The organism is Sinorhizobium terangae (assembly GCF_029714365.1).
GTDB classification, from domain to species: domain Bacteria; phylum Pseudomonadota; class Alphaproteobacteria; order Rhizobiales; family Rhizobiaceae; genus Sinorhizobium; species Sinorhizobium terangae.
This window is the reverse complement of record NZ_CP121659.1, coordinates 3,632,501-3,648,075: the sequence shown is the minus strand read 5'-3', so window position 1 is coordinate 3,648,075 and position 15,575 is coordinate 3,632,501. Positions and strand designations below refer to the sequence as shown.

Annotated in this window: 7 protein-coding genes, 1 tRNA gene, 2 rRNA genes and 1 pseudogene (1 of these 11 cut by a window edge); 2 read left to right on the top strand and 9 right to left on the bottom strand. The window is 59.6% G+C overall.

The window, feature by feature from the left end; translation table 11 throughout:
• Window positions 1-115 precede the first annotated feature (115 nt).
• Window positions 116-1,655 (bottom strand): annotated as a pseudogene (locus QA637_RS30990) (sensor histidine kinase); the annotation flags it as partial.
• Between the two features lie 472 nt (window positions 1,656-2,127).
• Here QA637_RS30990 and QA637_RS17125 point away from each other — a divergent pair.
• Window positions 2,128-2,580 carry a hypothetical protein gene (locus QA637_RS17125; protein ID WP_283062436.1) on the top strand — a complete coding sequence of 151 codons (453 nt, stop codon included), beginning with the start codon at window positions 2,128-2,130 and terminating at the stop codon, window positions 2,578-2,580.
• 204 nt (window positions 2,581-2,784) lie between these two features.
• Here the strand turns inward: QA637_RS17125 and QA637_RS17120 are convergent, their stop codons facing one another.
• The 3 genes from QA637_RS17120 to QA637_RS17110 all read right to left on the bottom strand — a co-directional run bounded on the left by QA637_RS17120 (window position 2,785) and on the right by QA637_RS17110 (window position 10,430).
• On the bottom strand, window positions 2,785-3,237 hold the full coding sequence (locus tag QA637_RS17120) for a cupin domain-containing protein (RefSeq protein ID WP_283062434.1): 453 nt from the start codon (window positions 3,235-3,237) through the stop codon (window positions 2,785-2,787).
• Window positions 3,227-3,868 carry a TetR/AcrR family transcriptional regulator gene (locus QA637_RS17115; protein WP_283062433.1) on the bottom strand — a complete coding sequence of 214 codons (642 nt, stop codon included), beginning with the start codon at window positions 3,866-3,868 and terminating at the stop codon, window positions 3,227-3,229. Before QA637_RS17115 ends, QA637_RS17120 begins: the two co-directional genes overlap by 11 nt.
• A 310-nt stretch (window positions 3,869-4,178) precedes the next feature.
• Window positions 4,179-10,430, bottom strand: a complete 6,252-nt coding sequence (locus tag QA637_RS17110; protein ID WP_283062431.1) for a PAS domain S-box protein — start codon at window positions 10,428-10,430, stop codon at window positions 4,179-4,181.
• A 1,081-nt stretch (window positions 10,431-11,511) separates the two neighbouring features.
• Here QA637_RS17110 and QA637_RS17105 point away from each other — a divergent pair.
• Window positions 11,512-12,390 carry an alpha/beta hydrolase gene (locus QA637_RS17105; protein WP_283062429.1) on the top strand — a complete coding sequence of 293 codons (879 nt, stop codon included), beginning with the start codon at window positions 11,512-11,514 and terminating at the stop codon, window positions 12,388-12,390.
• A gap of 78 nt (window positions 12,391-12,468) precedes the next feature.
• On the opposite strand, the gene QA637_RS17100 is transcribed toward QA637_RS17105, so the two are convergent.
• From QA637_RS17100 to QA637_RS17080, 5 genes are all read right to left on the bottom strand, one after another.
• On the bottom strand, window positions 12,469-13,071 hold the full coding sequence (locus tag QA637_RS17100; RefSeq protein WP_167528318.1) for an ABC transporter permease: 603 nt from the start codon (window positions 13,069-13,071) through the stop codon (window positions 12,469-12,471).
• The gene (locus tag QA637_RS17095) at window positions 13,068-13,241 is read right to left on the bottom strand and encodes a hypothetical protein (RefSeq protein WP_167528317.1); all 174 of its coding nucleotides are present in this window, start codon (window positions 13,239-13,241) and stop codon (window positions 13,068-13,070) included. Before QA637_RS17095 ends, QA637_RS17100 begins: the two co-directional genes overlap by 4 nt.
• A 170-nt stretch (window positions 13,242-13,411) precedes the next feature.
• Window positions 13,412-13,488, bottom strand: a tRNA-Met gene (locus QA637_RS17090).
• 81 nt (window positions 13,489-13,569) lie between these two features.
• A 5S ribosomal RNA gene (rrf, locus tag QA637_RS17085) occupies window positions 13,570-13,684 on the bottom strand.
• Window positions 13,685-13,910: 226 nt separating this feature from the next.
• Window positions 13,911-15,575, bottom strand: a 23S ribosomal RNA gene (locus tag QA637_RS17080) (it continues 1,234 nt past the right edge of the window).

The window sequence follows — 15,575 nt, the reverse complement described above, 5'->3', positions numbered from 1 at the left end:
GCATCGGCCCGAAAATCGGACCCGATTTCGGAAAGCACGATGCGTGGAATCAAAGAGTTACAGCGTCCTTTGTGCGTCCTAAAGGACGCACGGCGCTGTAGCACGGATAGAACGTCTATGGTTCTTCGTGAGCAAACGGCGCCTTCACGTCGACGACCGGCAGTGTGAAGACAAGCGTCGTTCCATGAGGCTCGTTGTTCTCCGCCCACAATTGCCCGCCGTGGGACTCGACAATCGAACGGCAGATCGCGAGCCCCATGCCCATGCCGTGCCCCTTGGTCGTAAAGAAAGGCTCGAATATCCTGTCCGGAAATTCGATGCCCGGGCCGCAGTCGGTGATCTCGGTCCGGACCACGTCCCCCGATCGCCGCACGCGCATCCGGAGGACCCGGTCACTCGCAACGGACTCCATTGCCTCCATGCCGTTGCGAACGAGATTGATCAGGACCTGCAGGATCTGGACGCGATCGACGGCAAGCGGCGGAAGGCCGTTTTCGATCTCGACATCCACGCGGACGCGACGGCATGTCGCCTCCTCGGCCATGAGGTCACGCGTCTCCACGACGAGGCTGCCGAGCGCGATCGGATCTCTCGTTTCCGCGGATTGCCGGAACCGGGCGCGCACGCGGCTCACGACCTCCGCGGCGGCGCTCGCGGCACGGGCGATGCGCTCCACGCTCTTCTGCGCCCGCTCGATGTTCGGCGGTTCCGTCGCAAGCCACCGCTGGCAGACATTCGAGGAGGTAATCACAGCCGTCAGCGGCTGGTTGACCTCGTGCGCAATGGACGCTGAGAGTTCCGCGAGGCTCGCCGCCTGGCTCGCACGCGCGAGATTTTCCTGGGCGTGGCGCAATTCCTCCCGGGCGCGCACCCCCGTCGTGAACATCGAGCGAAACGCCATACCATTGCACGATCTTGCCGTCTTGATAGCGCAGAGGCTCGCACCTGCCCTCCATCCAGCGATAGTCGCCATCTTTCCCGCGCCCGCGGTACCGCATCACGAAGGCGTCGCCGGTCTTGATGCTGTTCGCTGCCGTACGCTCCACTTCAGGAGCGTCTTCGGGATGAACCAGCTCTTGCGCCATTCTTGCGAAATCCTCGATGCTCCCCTCCGAGATGCCGAGAAGGTTGAGGTGTCGCTTGCTGACGTATGACAGCTTGCCTTCGGGCGTCCAGCTCCAGATGTGGACCGGCAGGGCATCGATCAGTTGCTGAAGCTCCCGTTCGCTTTGGCGCAGCGCCTCTTCGGCGTGCATCTGATCGTCGATGTCGTGGCAGAGGCCGTACCACTGGACGATGCGCCCGTCCTGATCCCGCATCGGATCGGCGCGGCTCGATATCCACCGATAGACGCCGTCGGCGCGGCGCAGGCGATAGCGCATGGAAAAGTGCTCGCCGGTAACGAGGGAGTGGCCGAGCGTGTCCGCCAGCTTGGCTGCATCATCTGGATGGACGACGGTCTCTACAAGCGCCGCCAATCGGCTCATGCCCGGCTTGTCCGTATCCCCAACGTCCATTCCGAGAAAATCCACCTTCTGTTTGTTGAAGAAGGTCGGCTCGCCGTCGGGCTTCATTCGCCAGATATGGATCGGAACCATGTCGATGAGCTGGAAGAGCTCCCGCTCCCGTTCGCGCAATGCCTCTTCGGTTTGCTTGTAATCGTCGATGTCTATCGATGGTCCGAACGATTTCCTGTCGGGTTGCACCACGGCGACCTCCGGTAATTGGCGTTACCATAAGCACGTACGGTAATGATCGTTACCCGTCAAGAAGGTACGACGCATAGGAGGTAGGAGGAACTTGCAAGGGAATTCTGGCAGAAGCGCGTTGCCGGCGCTGAAGCAATCTACAGCCTTTATCTCTGAGAACTGATGGACACATTACAATATGTTCATGAAACTGAGGCGCAGCCCAATATCTATTTCATGCCATTTGGAAGTAGAATTTGGCGAAAATTGGACTCCAGGATACGCATAAACTTTAATTATTGTTAACGTGAACCACGCTTCCGCTCATTTTATGATGTTTGTGAGGCTGGATACTGCCGGCGATCGACGTGGTCGCGACGCGACAGTGTGAGACGGCCCCGCGGAAGCCCATAGCTTCCAATGATCAAGGAGACGCAAAATGCGCTCGCTTATCACGACATCAGCAATCGCAGCTCTTGCCCTGTCACTCGTGGCAGGCAACGCCCTCGCGGCCGGACAGCACCATGGCCAGGCACCCTCGATCGGTCCCGAAAATGGCGACTACTACCAGGGAGTATTCCCCAATGACGGCGCGATGACTCCTCCGGCACCAGCCGTCGGAACGGCAACACCCGCCATGTCCGTTCGGGGTCCGCGGCTCGCCAATATCCTCCACGAGCTTCGCACGGCCGATCGGCGCATCGAGTCGGAGCGCGCCGAAGGCAAGCTTGGTCCGGTGGCCTTCAACAGGCTGCATCGTGAGGAACGGAACATCCGGGCCGACGCAAACGAAGTGGCAGCCACACATCACGGCATGATACCGACCCGGTCCTATGCCCGATTGCAGCAGGATGTGCGCTGGCTTGACAGAAACATCGTCCGATCGGCTTGATGTCGGGCTGCTCCTCAGCGTGATCACCGGACTGTTTCCGACGGTCCGGTGCCATGTCGAAGGTCCGTCATGGCGTGCGTTAGATCACGATGATTTTAGGTCCGATCGACCTAAAATCATAAACGTGACGGATTCGAATAAGCGCATGATGCGGGCGGAAAACCGTACACACTTTTGCTCATCCCGCGCTAGCGACAGCGCCGCTCAAGCCGCAATCGTCAACATCTCGATGCCATGACGTTGCATGGCTGAGCCGATCCGCGCGAAGTCCGGCTGCGCCTGAGGCTCGCTGGTGCCGATGTCGCGGAAGAAGGCGATCATGGACGATTCGAGGAGGACGAGCATTCGTGCCGTGCGGCCGCTGTCGTTCGAGTAGTTGTGCGGCGTCATCGACCCGATATGGATTGCGGCGTGGGGTCCAGCAACCGTCACCTCCGGTGGACCGTCGGCCGTAAAGCGGCGAACCGTTACCTCGCCTTCCGTCACATAGAACATTTCGGGCGAAGCGTGGGTATGGGGCGGGGTCCCAGAGCCCGGCGGAATCTCGACCTCGATCAGTTCGAGGCCCGAGCCCGCGATGCCGCCAAGGAACCGGATACGATCGGCAACGACCCAGAGGGCCTCGCCGCTTTCAGAAGTAGTGACGTCAAACTTCATCGCTTGTCTCCTTTGGTTGCGATGCGACGTCCGCGGGTGTGTGGCCGGATGTGACCGCGGACAGGATCACCTCAAGCGCCCAGGAGGCAGCCTCACCGGCCTGGGCGCCAGTGAGACCGCCATAGTCCTTCAGAGCCTCCCATGCGGAGGCCGAGAAGAGCAGGTGCGCCAGCGCCTCGACCTTCCAGGCCTCGGAGGCCGGGAGGGAGGCAATGGCCGGAGCCAAGGCGCGCGCGAAATGCGCGCGGCGGGCCGCAACTGTACCGATCCGCATCTCGCGACCGGCTTTGGAATGCAGCGAGGCGCGGATCGCCGGCTCGTGCATGTCGAACTGCGGAAATGCCTGCCGCGGGCCATCGACGACTTCTTTCAACGTCATCGGCGTCGCGGAGGTGCCAATTCGGGCGTTAAGCCAGGGCCAGAAAGCGGCAAGCATTTCGTCCTTGGTCGCGAAATGACGAAAGATCGTTCTGCGTTGCACCCCGGCCTTTTGCGCAATCGCTTCTGTGGAGACATCGTCCATGGCGCCCGCCGAATCCATCAACTCGAACAGCGCGGAGAGGATTGCCTCCCGCGTCTCACGTGCCTTTTCTGCGCGCAAAGGGCTGTTGTAGGTGCGGACGTTCGTCATGCAGCTTGCTCCAAAGTTTTATAGACACAGTCTGTGACATGAAATCGAGCTGCCGTCAATTGGGGACACATGAAGTGACGCGCAATATGCGCTCCATCCAGCTCGTGAGGCGACGAGGCCCAAGTTCTACTGCATGATTCCTTAAATCGGAATCGATTTAAGGATAAAATCATGCAGCAAATCAAAGTGCTACAGCGACCTTTGCGCGTCCGATTGGACGCGCGGCGCTGTAAAATGGATAAAGAAAAGCGTGCGCGGCCGTCGTTGTATCGAGGCCCCTCGCAGGCGAGTGCCGGCCGGGCCGGTTCGGTCAGGCTAGCTTCTCGCTATTAACCGGTAGCATGAACTGAAAAACAGCGCCCCGTGGCGCATTTGCCGTCGCCCATAGGCGCCCGCCGTGGGCCTCGATAAGAGTCCGGCTGATCGCCAGCCCCATGCCCAACCCTTGCGGCTTGGTCGTATAGAAGGCATCGAAGAGCAGGTCCATGCGGTTCGGATCGAACCCCGGGCCCGAATCCTGGACCGAGATCACGACGTGCTCCGATTTGTCCGTGGCGGAGCGAACCAGCAACTCGCGCCCATCCCTTTCAACGCTGTTCAAGGCCTCGATGGCGTTCATCATCAGGTTCAGAATCACCTGCTGCAGTTGAATGCGGTCTGCCAGGATGATCGGCACATCGCTCGATAGCTGGGTCTCCAGGGCCACACCGTTCTGCTGCATCTCGCCGCGTGCCAGTGCAATGACTTCGTGTATCGTCTCATTGACGTCGAGCCAGTCCTTTTGGGGCGGCGCCTTGTTGGCGAGCGCGCGTACGCGAGAGATGATTTCGCTCGCCCGGCGGCCTTCCGCGATCGCCCGCGAGGCCGAGCGCCGAGCTTCCTGCAGCTTCTGCGCATCGAGCCAGTGCAAACACGCGCTGGCGCTGTTGACGACCGCGGCAAGCGGCTGATTGACTTCGTGGGCAATCGAAGCGCTCATCTCTCCGAGCGTTGCCACGCGCGCAACATGGGCCAATTCCGCCCGCGTCTGGCGGAGCACTTCTTCCGTTCGCTTGCGCTCGGTCACGTCGCGCAGGATCCCGCTGAAGAACCGCTCATCTCCCGTCCCCACCTGGGCAAACGACACGTCCAGGTCAATCTCTTTTCCGTTCTTGTGCAATCCGGGCAAAGACACGGCGTTCCACGACATCCGTTTCTCCCCGGATTCCAGATAACGACTCATCGCCTGTTCGTGGCGGTGCCGCATGCGCTCGGGCATGAGCATGGTGATCTTCCGACCGACTATTTCCGTTGGGGTATAACCGAAGGCCTTCTCCACCGCCCCGTTGGCGAACAGAATTGTGCTCTTCTGGTCCATCGCCAGAATGACGTCCGTGGCGGTCTCGGCGAGCGTACGATAACGCTCCTCGCTCTGGCCCAACGCTTGCTCCTGCCGTTTGCGCTGGGTGATGTCTCGGATGTAGGTCCGAAAGTGAACCGGCGCGGCGTTGACGTCCAATACAACCGAGGCGTTCAGATAAACCCATACGATGGAGCCATCCTTCCGGATATAGCGCTTCTCCAGATCAAACGATTTGAACTCGCCGCGGATGAGCCGCGCGCATTGCTTCCACTCTGCCTCCACGTCGTCCGGGTGGGTGAACTCGTGAAACCGGCGTCCCAGCAGTTCTTCCTCTGTGTAATCCAGCAGCTCGCAGAGAGTTGGTGGCACTTTAAGCCAACGACCCTCCAGATCCGTGTGAGTCGCCATCACCAGGGAGAATTGCTCCGTGCGCGCCAAATTCTCCTGGCTCTCGCGCAATGCATCTTCGGCGAGCTTGCGTTCGGTCAAGTCGAGCACGAACGCGACGCCCTCATTTCCACCGTCAGCAAACAGTGCGCCACCGATCAGCACCGGTATGCGGCTGCCGTCTCTGCGGAAAAACTCCTTCTCGAATGGCTGGAACTTCCCGACCGCCCGTAGCTCCGCCACCGCTCCCTCGTTGCGATCGCGCCACTCCGACGGCGTGAGCTCCTTCCAGCGTACACGGCCCGACAGAACATCTTCACGGCTGCAGCCCACCATGCGCAGAAATTCTTCATTGGCCTCGGTAATCGCGCCCTCGAGATTCCAGATGCAGACTCCCATGATGTTGGCGTCGACCAGGCGCCGGATCTTCGCTTCCCGTTCCTGGAGGTCGCCGTAAAGACGGCTGTTCTCCAGTGAGATCGCCGCCTGCAGGGCCACCAGTTTCAGCACGGCGATCCGGGTCGGAGTGAACACATGGGACATCAGGTTGTTTTCGAGATAAAGCACGCCGACGAGTTTGGCCCGGTTGATCAGCGGCACGCAGAGAATGGAACGAGCGTGATGCGCGAGGACGTACGCATCGGCCGAAAACGGGTTCTCGGTTGAGGCATCGTCCAAGATTACGCTCTCCCGGGTGCGCACGACATAATGGAGGATCGATTCCGGCAGGGCGGCCGCGGCCGCGCCCGCTTCCCGCGTCCCCACGATGACAGTGTTGCCGCTGGTGGTGGCCTCTGCCGCAATGCGCAGCTCATCACCCCGAGAGAGAATCAACAGACCTCGCTCGGCACCCGCATGCTCAACCGAAGTTCGCATGAGCTTGTCGATCAGCTTCTCCAGGACAGTCTCGCCCCACACGGCTTGCGAGACTTTGACAACGGTGGCGAGATCCAGTTGCTCGACGGGCGTGCTGATCGTCGATGTCGCACTCGGGCGCACCGGCTCCCCGCGCAGATGCCGATGGGCCTGATCGAGCTGGCGCACCTTGGCGTCGGCACCCCAACGGAGATAGCAATAGCGCGCGTTGCGCAAATAGGTATTGGCGATCGTCTCGAAGTCGCGTGCCGCGTAAAACCGCGCAGCGAGTTCGTGGGCAATGCCCTCGTTCTGTAGAAACTTGTGTTCGCGCGCCGAGCGAATCGCTTCTTCGTACAGGCGCATCGCGTCCAGATTCCGCCCTTCCAGCCGCGCAATTTCGGCGCCGACCAATGCTGCGCGATTTGCAAAATTTGCGGGGCAGTTTTCCGCCCACACCGTGAGTTGGCGTTGGTGGTCAAGGAGCAGGTCAAAATGCTGTGCCCGCTCTTCGCTTCCCGCAGGGCCGCAGGCAGCCGCCCGTGTGAGCGCGCCGTAGAAATGATAATCCGCGGCCTCCAGGAATGACCGTGTCGCCCAAAGCAAGGGGGTAGCGCTCTCCATCGCCTCGATGGCCCTTGCATGATCCTGTGCCAGCACACACGCTTGCAGCTTGTGAATCCAGTAGGTGCAGGTGCAGAGCGCCAGAGGCGGGTCTTCCTTGATGTGCCGCTCGTAAGCGTTGTCACCGTATCCCGCATTGTCGGCAGAATTGAAGTCCAGCGAGGGTCCGCGAAGGGCTCGGATCAGCATGAGCTGGCAGGTGAACCAATCGACGGCGAAACCAAATCGCGCCTTGCGGGCATAGGCAAGCCCCTCCTCCGCCTCGCGTTCCACGTCGCCAAGTGGCTCTCCCGAGACCACAAGATTCGTGATCAGGTTCTTGAAGCCAAAAACCGCATAGGTCAGATCGCCGTTGGCGTTCGCCATATCGAAGCCGCGCCTTATCAGTGCGCGGCTAGCAAAAAGGTCTTCCATCCACGGGACGGTGAATGCTCCGAAAGAGGCGTAGACGCGCGCCTCGAAGAGATCCAAGCCACGGTTCTGCACGAGGTCGCATGCAAGCTGTCCGAAGCGAAAAGCGGTCTGGTAGTCACCGAAACGAAAGCCCAAGACCCGGTTGATGTGGGAATACGCGTAGCACGAGGCATCGCAGTTGCCGTGCTCCAGACTGATCGTTGCCATACGAAGGACGACGAGGTCGTAGAGGTTGCTGTTGGTGAGCAGCGTCGGCGCGAACAGGCCCGAGAGAACGTCCATTGTCGCGCGCCAACCGGGGTCGCTCATCAACGGAAGATCAATGAGCTGCTCAATCGATCGGCCGTCGAGCAGCCGCCACATGCGCTCGAGTTCCTGACGTACGACCTCTTCCGACGGTTGCTGCGACCAGTCGATGCCGACACTGCGGAGATATTCCAAGCCGACGTCGATGGCGCGATCGGGCCGGTTAAGAGTGAGGTAAAGCGCCTGGCGCAAGTGCGTGACCGCGGCTCTGTCGACAACGGTTGCCGCACGGTCCACCAGGGCTGAGAGGCGTTTCTCTGCTGAGGCGAGTTCGCCGGTCAGGAATTCACATTCGGCCAGATGGAGTTCCAGATCGAACACTAGGCGATACTGTCGCTGCCAGCAGCCATCCTCCAACAAGGCGCGACCGGCGGCGAAATAGGTCAATGCCGAGGCATAAGCCGTTGAAGTCCTCGCGCGCTTGCCTGCACGCAGGTTGAGAGCTGCGACCCGCTCCCGCTCTTCATCCGATTGAATCAAGGCCGCGCCGCGATCGAGCTGATTGACGATCTCGAAGATCTTCGTGTCGATTTCGGCGGGCGTCGTCCGTGCGGCCAGTGTCCTGCCAATCTGCAGGTGCACTGCCACCCGCTCATCTTCGGAGATCAAGGCATAGGCCGCTTCGTGGACACGGTCATGGAGGAAGACATATGCGCCCTCCTGACGGGAGATGAGTCCTGCGCGCACGACCTCCCAGAGAGCCACATGGATCTCGTCTTCAGACACGCCGAAAACCATACTCATTGCGGCGGTCCGTCCCCGATTTCCGAGGCACGCGAGTTTTCCCAAGAAGTCCCGCGTTTTGCCCGGCAGACGGCTGAGCTTCGTGGCCATGAAATCGACAACGTTAACGGTGAAGCCCTTGGCCCTGATGCGGGCCATGTCCCAGGTCCAGACCCCCGCGTCATGGTCAAACGCGAGCAGCGCCTCCTCGGCAAGGACCATCAAGAACTGGATCGTGAAGAACGGATTTCCCCCGGTCTTTTCGTGCACCAGCTCTACCAGCGGCTGGGCGATAACCGGGGCGCAGTGCAATGCGTCGACGACCAGATGCCCCACATCGCGGGGCTTGAGAGGCTCGAGCACGATCTCCTGCACCCTTCCGTTGGCATTGCGGATCGCGCCAAGTGTCCGTACCAGCGCGTGCGTCGGACCCACCTCGTTGTCCCTATATGCGCCGACCAACAGAAGGTGGCGGACCTCCGGATGGGTGCTGAGATGTTCGATCAAGTCGAGCGTCGCCCTGTCCAGCCATTGCAGATCATCGAGGAACAGGGCGAGCGGATGTTCCGCCCGAGCGAACACGCCGAGGAATCGACGGAAGACCTGCTGGAATCGCGTTTGCGCCTCCTGCGGCGGCAGGTCGGCCGCCGGCGGCTGCCCGCCGACGATGAGAGCAAGTTCCGGAATGAGGTCGACCATCAGCGAGCCGTTCGCCCCCAGCGCCTCGCGTATGTCGGCGCGCCAGCGAGCGAGTTCGGCATCGTTCTTGCTTAGCAACTGACGCACGAGACTTTGCAGCGCCTGCGCCAAGGTGGCGTATGGGATGTCACGCTTGTACTGGTCGAACTTGCCGGACGCGAAGACACCGCGTGGTGGAACCAGTACCTTGTGGAGTTCATTGACAACGGAGGACTTGCCGATACCGGAATAGCCGGAGACCAGCACGAGTTCGGTTCTGCCCTGGCTCACGACCCGATCGAATGCAGCAACGAGAGTGTCGATCTCGGCCTCCCGTCCATACAGCTTTTCCGAGATCAACAGTTGGTCCGATATGTCGCGCTCGCCCAGCGCAAACGGGTCGATGCGTTGGTGCGCCTCCCATGCCTTCAGGCAATGTTCGAGATCGTAGGCGACGCCGGCGGCGGTCTGGTAACGGTCCTCGGCGGTCTTGGCGAGGAGCTTCATCACGATCGCTCCAACCGGAGCCGGAATGCCCTCCGCTCGCTCGTCCGGCGGCATCGGCTGGCGGGCGATATGGCAATGGATCCATTCCATCGGATCCGAGGCCGTGAACGGAAGCGTCCCGGTCAGCATCTCGTACAGCGTGACACCGAGCGAGTAGAGATCGCTGCGCGCATCAATGGAGCGGTTCATGCGACCAGTCTGCTCGGGCGCCATATAGGCAAGCGTCCCCGCGATGATCTCCGGGGGTTCTGGCGCCCGCCGTTCACGCGGCACGCGAGAAGCAATGCCGAAGCCTGACAGCCACGCTTCACGGCGGTCGATGTCGACCAGGATGTTGGATGGCTTGACGTCCTTGTGAATCAGCCCGCGGCTATGGAGGCGACCGAGCGCCACAGCCAGGCCGATCGCGACGTGCAGGAACGGCGTCAGATCCCAGGCCTTTCCAACCATTCGCGCAAGGACTTCGCCACCCGTGTCCTCGATCAGGAGCGCAGTGTTCCCAGGCCGGCGCTCCAGCGCCACAGGTCGCGCCGCCCACGCGCTATCCAACGCGTCCCGAAGCGCGTAGGCGTGATCGAGTCGTGCGACGGTCTCCACCGTCGGCTGTGTCGACGCTGGCGCCCACACCAAAAGCGAAAAGTGGTCATCGACCGATGCACGTCGGGACAGGACAAATTCCTCATCCTCCCAAAGCGTCTCGACGACGTATGTCGGCAGCTCTGTCACAATTTAGAACTCCAACCGACGCGAATGATTGTCATACGCTGCACTCGTCTTGCCCTCAGGATGCAGCGCAGATTGAAAAGTTACGCCTCGACCGCGAGTTGGGATAGCCCAAACCCGCCGCCGCGATTCCGACAATTGAGCTGCCGGCCTGGTTGGACGAACAAGCTCGCCCGCACGCCGGGCGCAGTCCTTCATTCGCCCCAGATCAAAGCGGTGCCTTTTCAGGTCCGGCGTGTCCTGCGACAGCAGGCGCAAATTCATGTCCGTATCCATTACAATAGCCGACAGCGGCTGGCGGGCCTCGTGCAGCAGAGTATTTGGTGACGTCACGAAATTCGATAACCTTGCGGGATTAACCGCTCTATCCGCAAGTATAGGATGCCCGGCCGCGGGTTGAGTTTCGCGTCGCAACGCTTTGACAATATTAGCCACTCTTCAAGAGCACGCCCGATCCCGTGATTGAGGAGGTAAAGACGTCTTGGGTCGTCCTCCCAAATGCCAGCAACGACGATAAACCAATGTATAGTTTTTTATTATTCCAACACTCATTACGCTTCGCGTCGGATAGCAGCGAAAACTTCCTTTAGAAATATGTAAGCAGCTCAATGAGTGAAAATACGAATAAATGTATCAGATAGAGAGATTGCGAAGAATAACAACTTTATTGTTCTTGATGACAGCTACTCTTGGCGCTACGAGCTGCTCAACCGTAAGATACCCCGTACAGGAATTACTGACCGGACAAGAGGCTGCTGGTTGTCGCATCAAACAGGATCATCCCCTCGATCTGCTTTACGTGACTGACCGCGCACCTGCCGCCTCTGCTGATGGCGAACTTGCTTACAGCTCATTTCGGGGTCATTCGGTAAGCTTCGGTTCGGTTACGCTTGCGCGCAAACGGTCGCCCTTTCACCGCAGGCCCGCTGGACACCCTGACGCAGCGCTACAGGTTTCACGGACGACCAAGCTGGGAGAATTTCCGCAGTCGCCATATCCGATCGAACTCACCCCTCACGGCCCCCGTCGGGTACCCACGACGGTCGCTGCCCATATGCGGGCGGCCGCTGGGCTGCAGGATGAGGTGAGCCGCCGCGTTTCGCTCGCGAAGCGCAAGGAAGTCGTCATATTTGTACATGGCTATAACAATAGCTTCGATGATGCCGCCAAAGCCACCGGCAACCTATGCGATACGCTATCTCAAGAGTTTGTTTGCGTTTCGCTTTCGTGGCCCGCGGGCGGATCGGGCGGCGCTTTCTACGGTTATAATATTGACCGTGAGTCCGGCGAGTTCGCAGTTGCGGATGTGAAGAAGGCTATTCGTATCATTTCCGCGACCGAAGCCGTCAAACGTCTCCACCTCATCGCGCACAGCCGTGGCGCGGACGTCCTGCTATCCGCCCTTCACCAACTGGGAATGGAAGCATACGCCGCCCGGTCTTCTCCTTCCGAGCGGTACAAACTCAACAATGTGGTGCTGTTTGCTCCAGACATCGACCTCGACGTTGCCACAACAAAATTGTTCGGTTTCGTGTCCGACCCCGACGCGCCGCACGGAATAAAAGCAACCCCTTACGGTCTCTTACCGCCCATCGGCCCGCTCCATCTGACAATATATTCATCACCCAATGACAAGGCGCTCGCCCTTTCAAGCGGGCTGTTCGGAAGTGTTGTGCGCCTCGGGCGTTTAACCCGCGCCAGTATCAGCGCCAAGGAAGCGGGCTCGAATGCGCTGTGGAAGAATTCGCAGCGATCGGGTGTCGCCGACTTTATCGAATATCGTGGAAATGCAGGCTTCGCCGGGCACAGCTACTTCTTGTCCGACCCGGCGGTGCGAGAAGATCTGGCTGCCTTACTTAGGGACCGTCTCAAGGCCGGCGCCCCCGGTCGACCACTGGTCGAAATAAAACGTCCATTTTGGAGAGTCCTCAGCCGCAGTCCAGAGCGCCGTGAGTCCAATTGAACGCACAGAGGACGCTCTAGCACTTTGATTCTAGAGAATCTTATCCGCTTTCAGTGATGCCACCAGAAAGCGGATGCGCTAGTGGGCGGTGGCCAGGTTGTCGGCGGTCGCGTGCCAGCCAGTGAACGCGCTTCGCATGAGTACGATCAGGAAATAGAGCGCGCCGGAGACGGTCGACAGCAAGATGATGGTCGCAAAGAGGCCGGCCGCCTCGAAGGCGTTCATCTTCGCGATTGCGAGGTGGCCGAGTCCTGCCGTGCCGGCGAGGAACTCGCCAATGACCGCGCCGATCATGAAGAAGATGATTCCAACCTCCATGCCAGTCAGCACCGCGGGCATTGCGCTCGGCAGTTCGAGCACGATCAGCCGCTGCCACGACTTGGCGCCGAAGCTTTTCATCACATCGCGGTGGCCGGCCTCGATCGACTCTACGCCGAGCAGCGTATTGCTGAGGATCGGCAGGAATGCCAGCACCGCAGCGATGACGATCTTGGAGGTCATGCCGAAGCCGAACCAAAGAATGAACAGCGGCACCAGAACGATCTTGGGAACCACCTGTATGGCGATGATGATCGGCTGAAGCGCCCGCTCCAATCGCGGCAGCTTGGCAAGCACAACGCCCAGAATGATGCCGACGAGGGTGGCGAACAGGAATCCCGCCACTGCTTCGTATAATGTCACGCCGAGATCATAGTAAGTCGACGACTGCAAGGCGGATCGAGGCTGCCCAGGATGCGGATGGTCTCGCGGATATACATCGGCCGTCCTTCGCGGTCGAAGGACGCGGCCGCGGCGACGAGACCATGTTCCTCGCCAAAGAATTCGATGGCGTGTTCGATCGCTTTCTTCAAGCCGAGGAGTATTCGAGGTGCGGCCGCTGCGAAGTCATGGCAAACCCGCGGGCTGCTCTCTGTCGATGAGAGGGAAACCGTGACTGTTGGTCGGTCTGTGCGGAGGTTTGTGCGTTGGTCTGCGGGGGAACGGCAAAACCCCCGGGCGTTTGGGCACCGGGGGTTTTTGTTGGTTGCGGGGGCAGGATTTGAACCTGCGGCCTTCAGGTTATGAGCCTGACGAGCTACCGGGCTGCTCCACCCCGCGTCAACTTTCGTTTTTGTTTTGTGTTGTTTTCGCCGTTTGCCGGCGTTTGTGAGAGAAGATGTTTTATCTTGCGATTTGCAGACCTGGCAGCGACCTACTCTCCCGCGTCTTAAGACGAAGTACCATCGGCGCTGGGGCGTTTCACGGCCGTGTTCGGAATGGGAACGGGTGCAGCCACCCCGCCAGAACCACCAGGTCGGCAAAGCGCAAGCGTTGCTCCCCGGAGGGGAGCAAATTGTCGAGAAGCTGGTGAAGCGATTGCTTCGTTTTGAACACGTCATGCGTCTTATCCGAACAACTCCAGCAGCCGGCAGAGCCGAGCCGCCAGTCGTCTGGCGCGCCGTCCGCAGCGTCGGCCGAAGGCCGACAGCGTGAGGACAAAGAATTGCGATGCGCATCCATGATGAGCATAAGCAATGGGAACGATCAAGCCGATCGAACGATTAGTACCGGTAAGCTTCATGCGTTGCCGCACTTCCACACCCGGCCTATCAACGTGGTCGTCTTCCACGGTTCTCAAGGGAATACTCGTTTTCAGGTGGGTTTCCCGCTTAGATGCCTTCAGCGGTTATCCCTTCCATATATAGCTACCCTGCTATGCCCTTGGCAGGACAACAGGTCCACCAGAGATATGTCCATCCCGGTCCTCTCGTACTAGGGACAGATCCTGTCAATATTCCTACACCCACGGCAGATAGGGACCGAACTGTCTCACGACGTTCTGAACCCAGCTCACGTACCGCTTTAATTGGCGAACAGCCAAACCCTTGGGACCTGCTCCAGCCCCAGGATGCGATGAGCCGACATCGAGGTGCCAAACAACCCCGTCGATATGGACTCTTGGGGGTCATCAGCCTGTTATCCCCGGCGTACCTTTTATCCGTTGAGCGATGGCCCTTCCACGCGGGACCACCGGATCACTATGACCGACTTTCGTCTCTGCTCGACTTGTCAGTCTCGCAGTCAGGCGGGCTTATGCCATTGCACTCGACGAGCGATTTCCGACCGCTCTGAGCCCACCATCGCGCGCCTCCGTTACTCTTTCGGAGGCGACCGCCCCAGTCAAACTACCCACCATACACTGTCCCGGATCCGGATGACGGACCGCGGTTAGACATCCATGACGATAAGGGTGGTATTTCAAGGACGGCTCCACAGGAACTGGCGTCCCTGCTTCAAAGCCTACCACCTATCCTACACATGCCGACACGAATGCCAGTGTAAAGCTATAGTAAAGGTGCACGGGGTCTTTCCGTCTGACCGCAGGAACCCCGCATCTTCACGGGGAATTCAATTTCACTGAGTCTGCGTTGGAGACAGCGGGGAAGTCGTTACGCCATTCGTGCAGGTCGGAACTTACCCGACAAGGAATTTCGCTACCTTAGGACCGTTATAGTTACGGCCGCCGTTTACTGGGGCTTCGATTCAGAGCTTGCACCCCTCCTCTTAACCTTCCAGCACCGGGCAGGCGTCAGACCCTATACGTCGTCTTGCGACTTCGCAGAGCCCTGTGTTTTTGATAAACAGTCGCTACCCCCTGGTCTGTGCCACCCCATCATACTTGCGTACAAAAGGGTCACGCTTCTTCCGAAGTTACGCGTGCAATTTGCCGAGTTCCTTCAACGCAGTTCTCTCAAGCGCCTTGGTATACTCTACCTGACCACCTGTGTCGGTTTCGGGTACGGTCTATACGGTGGAGCTATTTCCCGGGACCGCGTCCAGGCCTGGACAATCCAATAAGTCCAGACAAGTTAAGCGATCCGTCACTACCACCAGGCCCACGAATATTAACGTGGTTCCCATCGACTACGCGTGTCCGCCTCGTCTTAGGGGCCGGCTAACCCTGCTCAGATTAACTTTAAGCAGGAACCCTTGGTCTTTCGGCGAGAGGGTCTCTCACCCTCTTTATCGTTACTCATGTCAACATTCGCACTTCCGATACCTCCAGGACCCCTCACGGGTATCCCTTCACAGGCTTACGGAACGCTCCGCTACCACGTGCCTTGCGGCACATCCTCAGCTTCGGTGCATGGCTTTAGCCCCGTTACATTTTCGGCGCAAAGACCCTTATTTAGACCAGTGAGCTG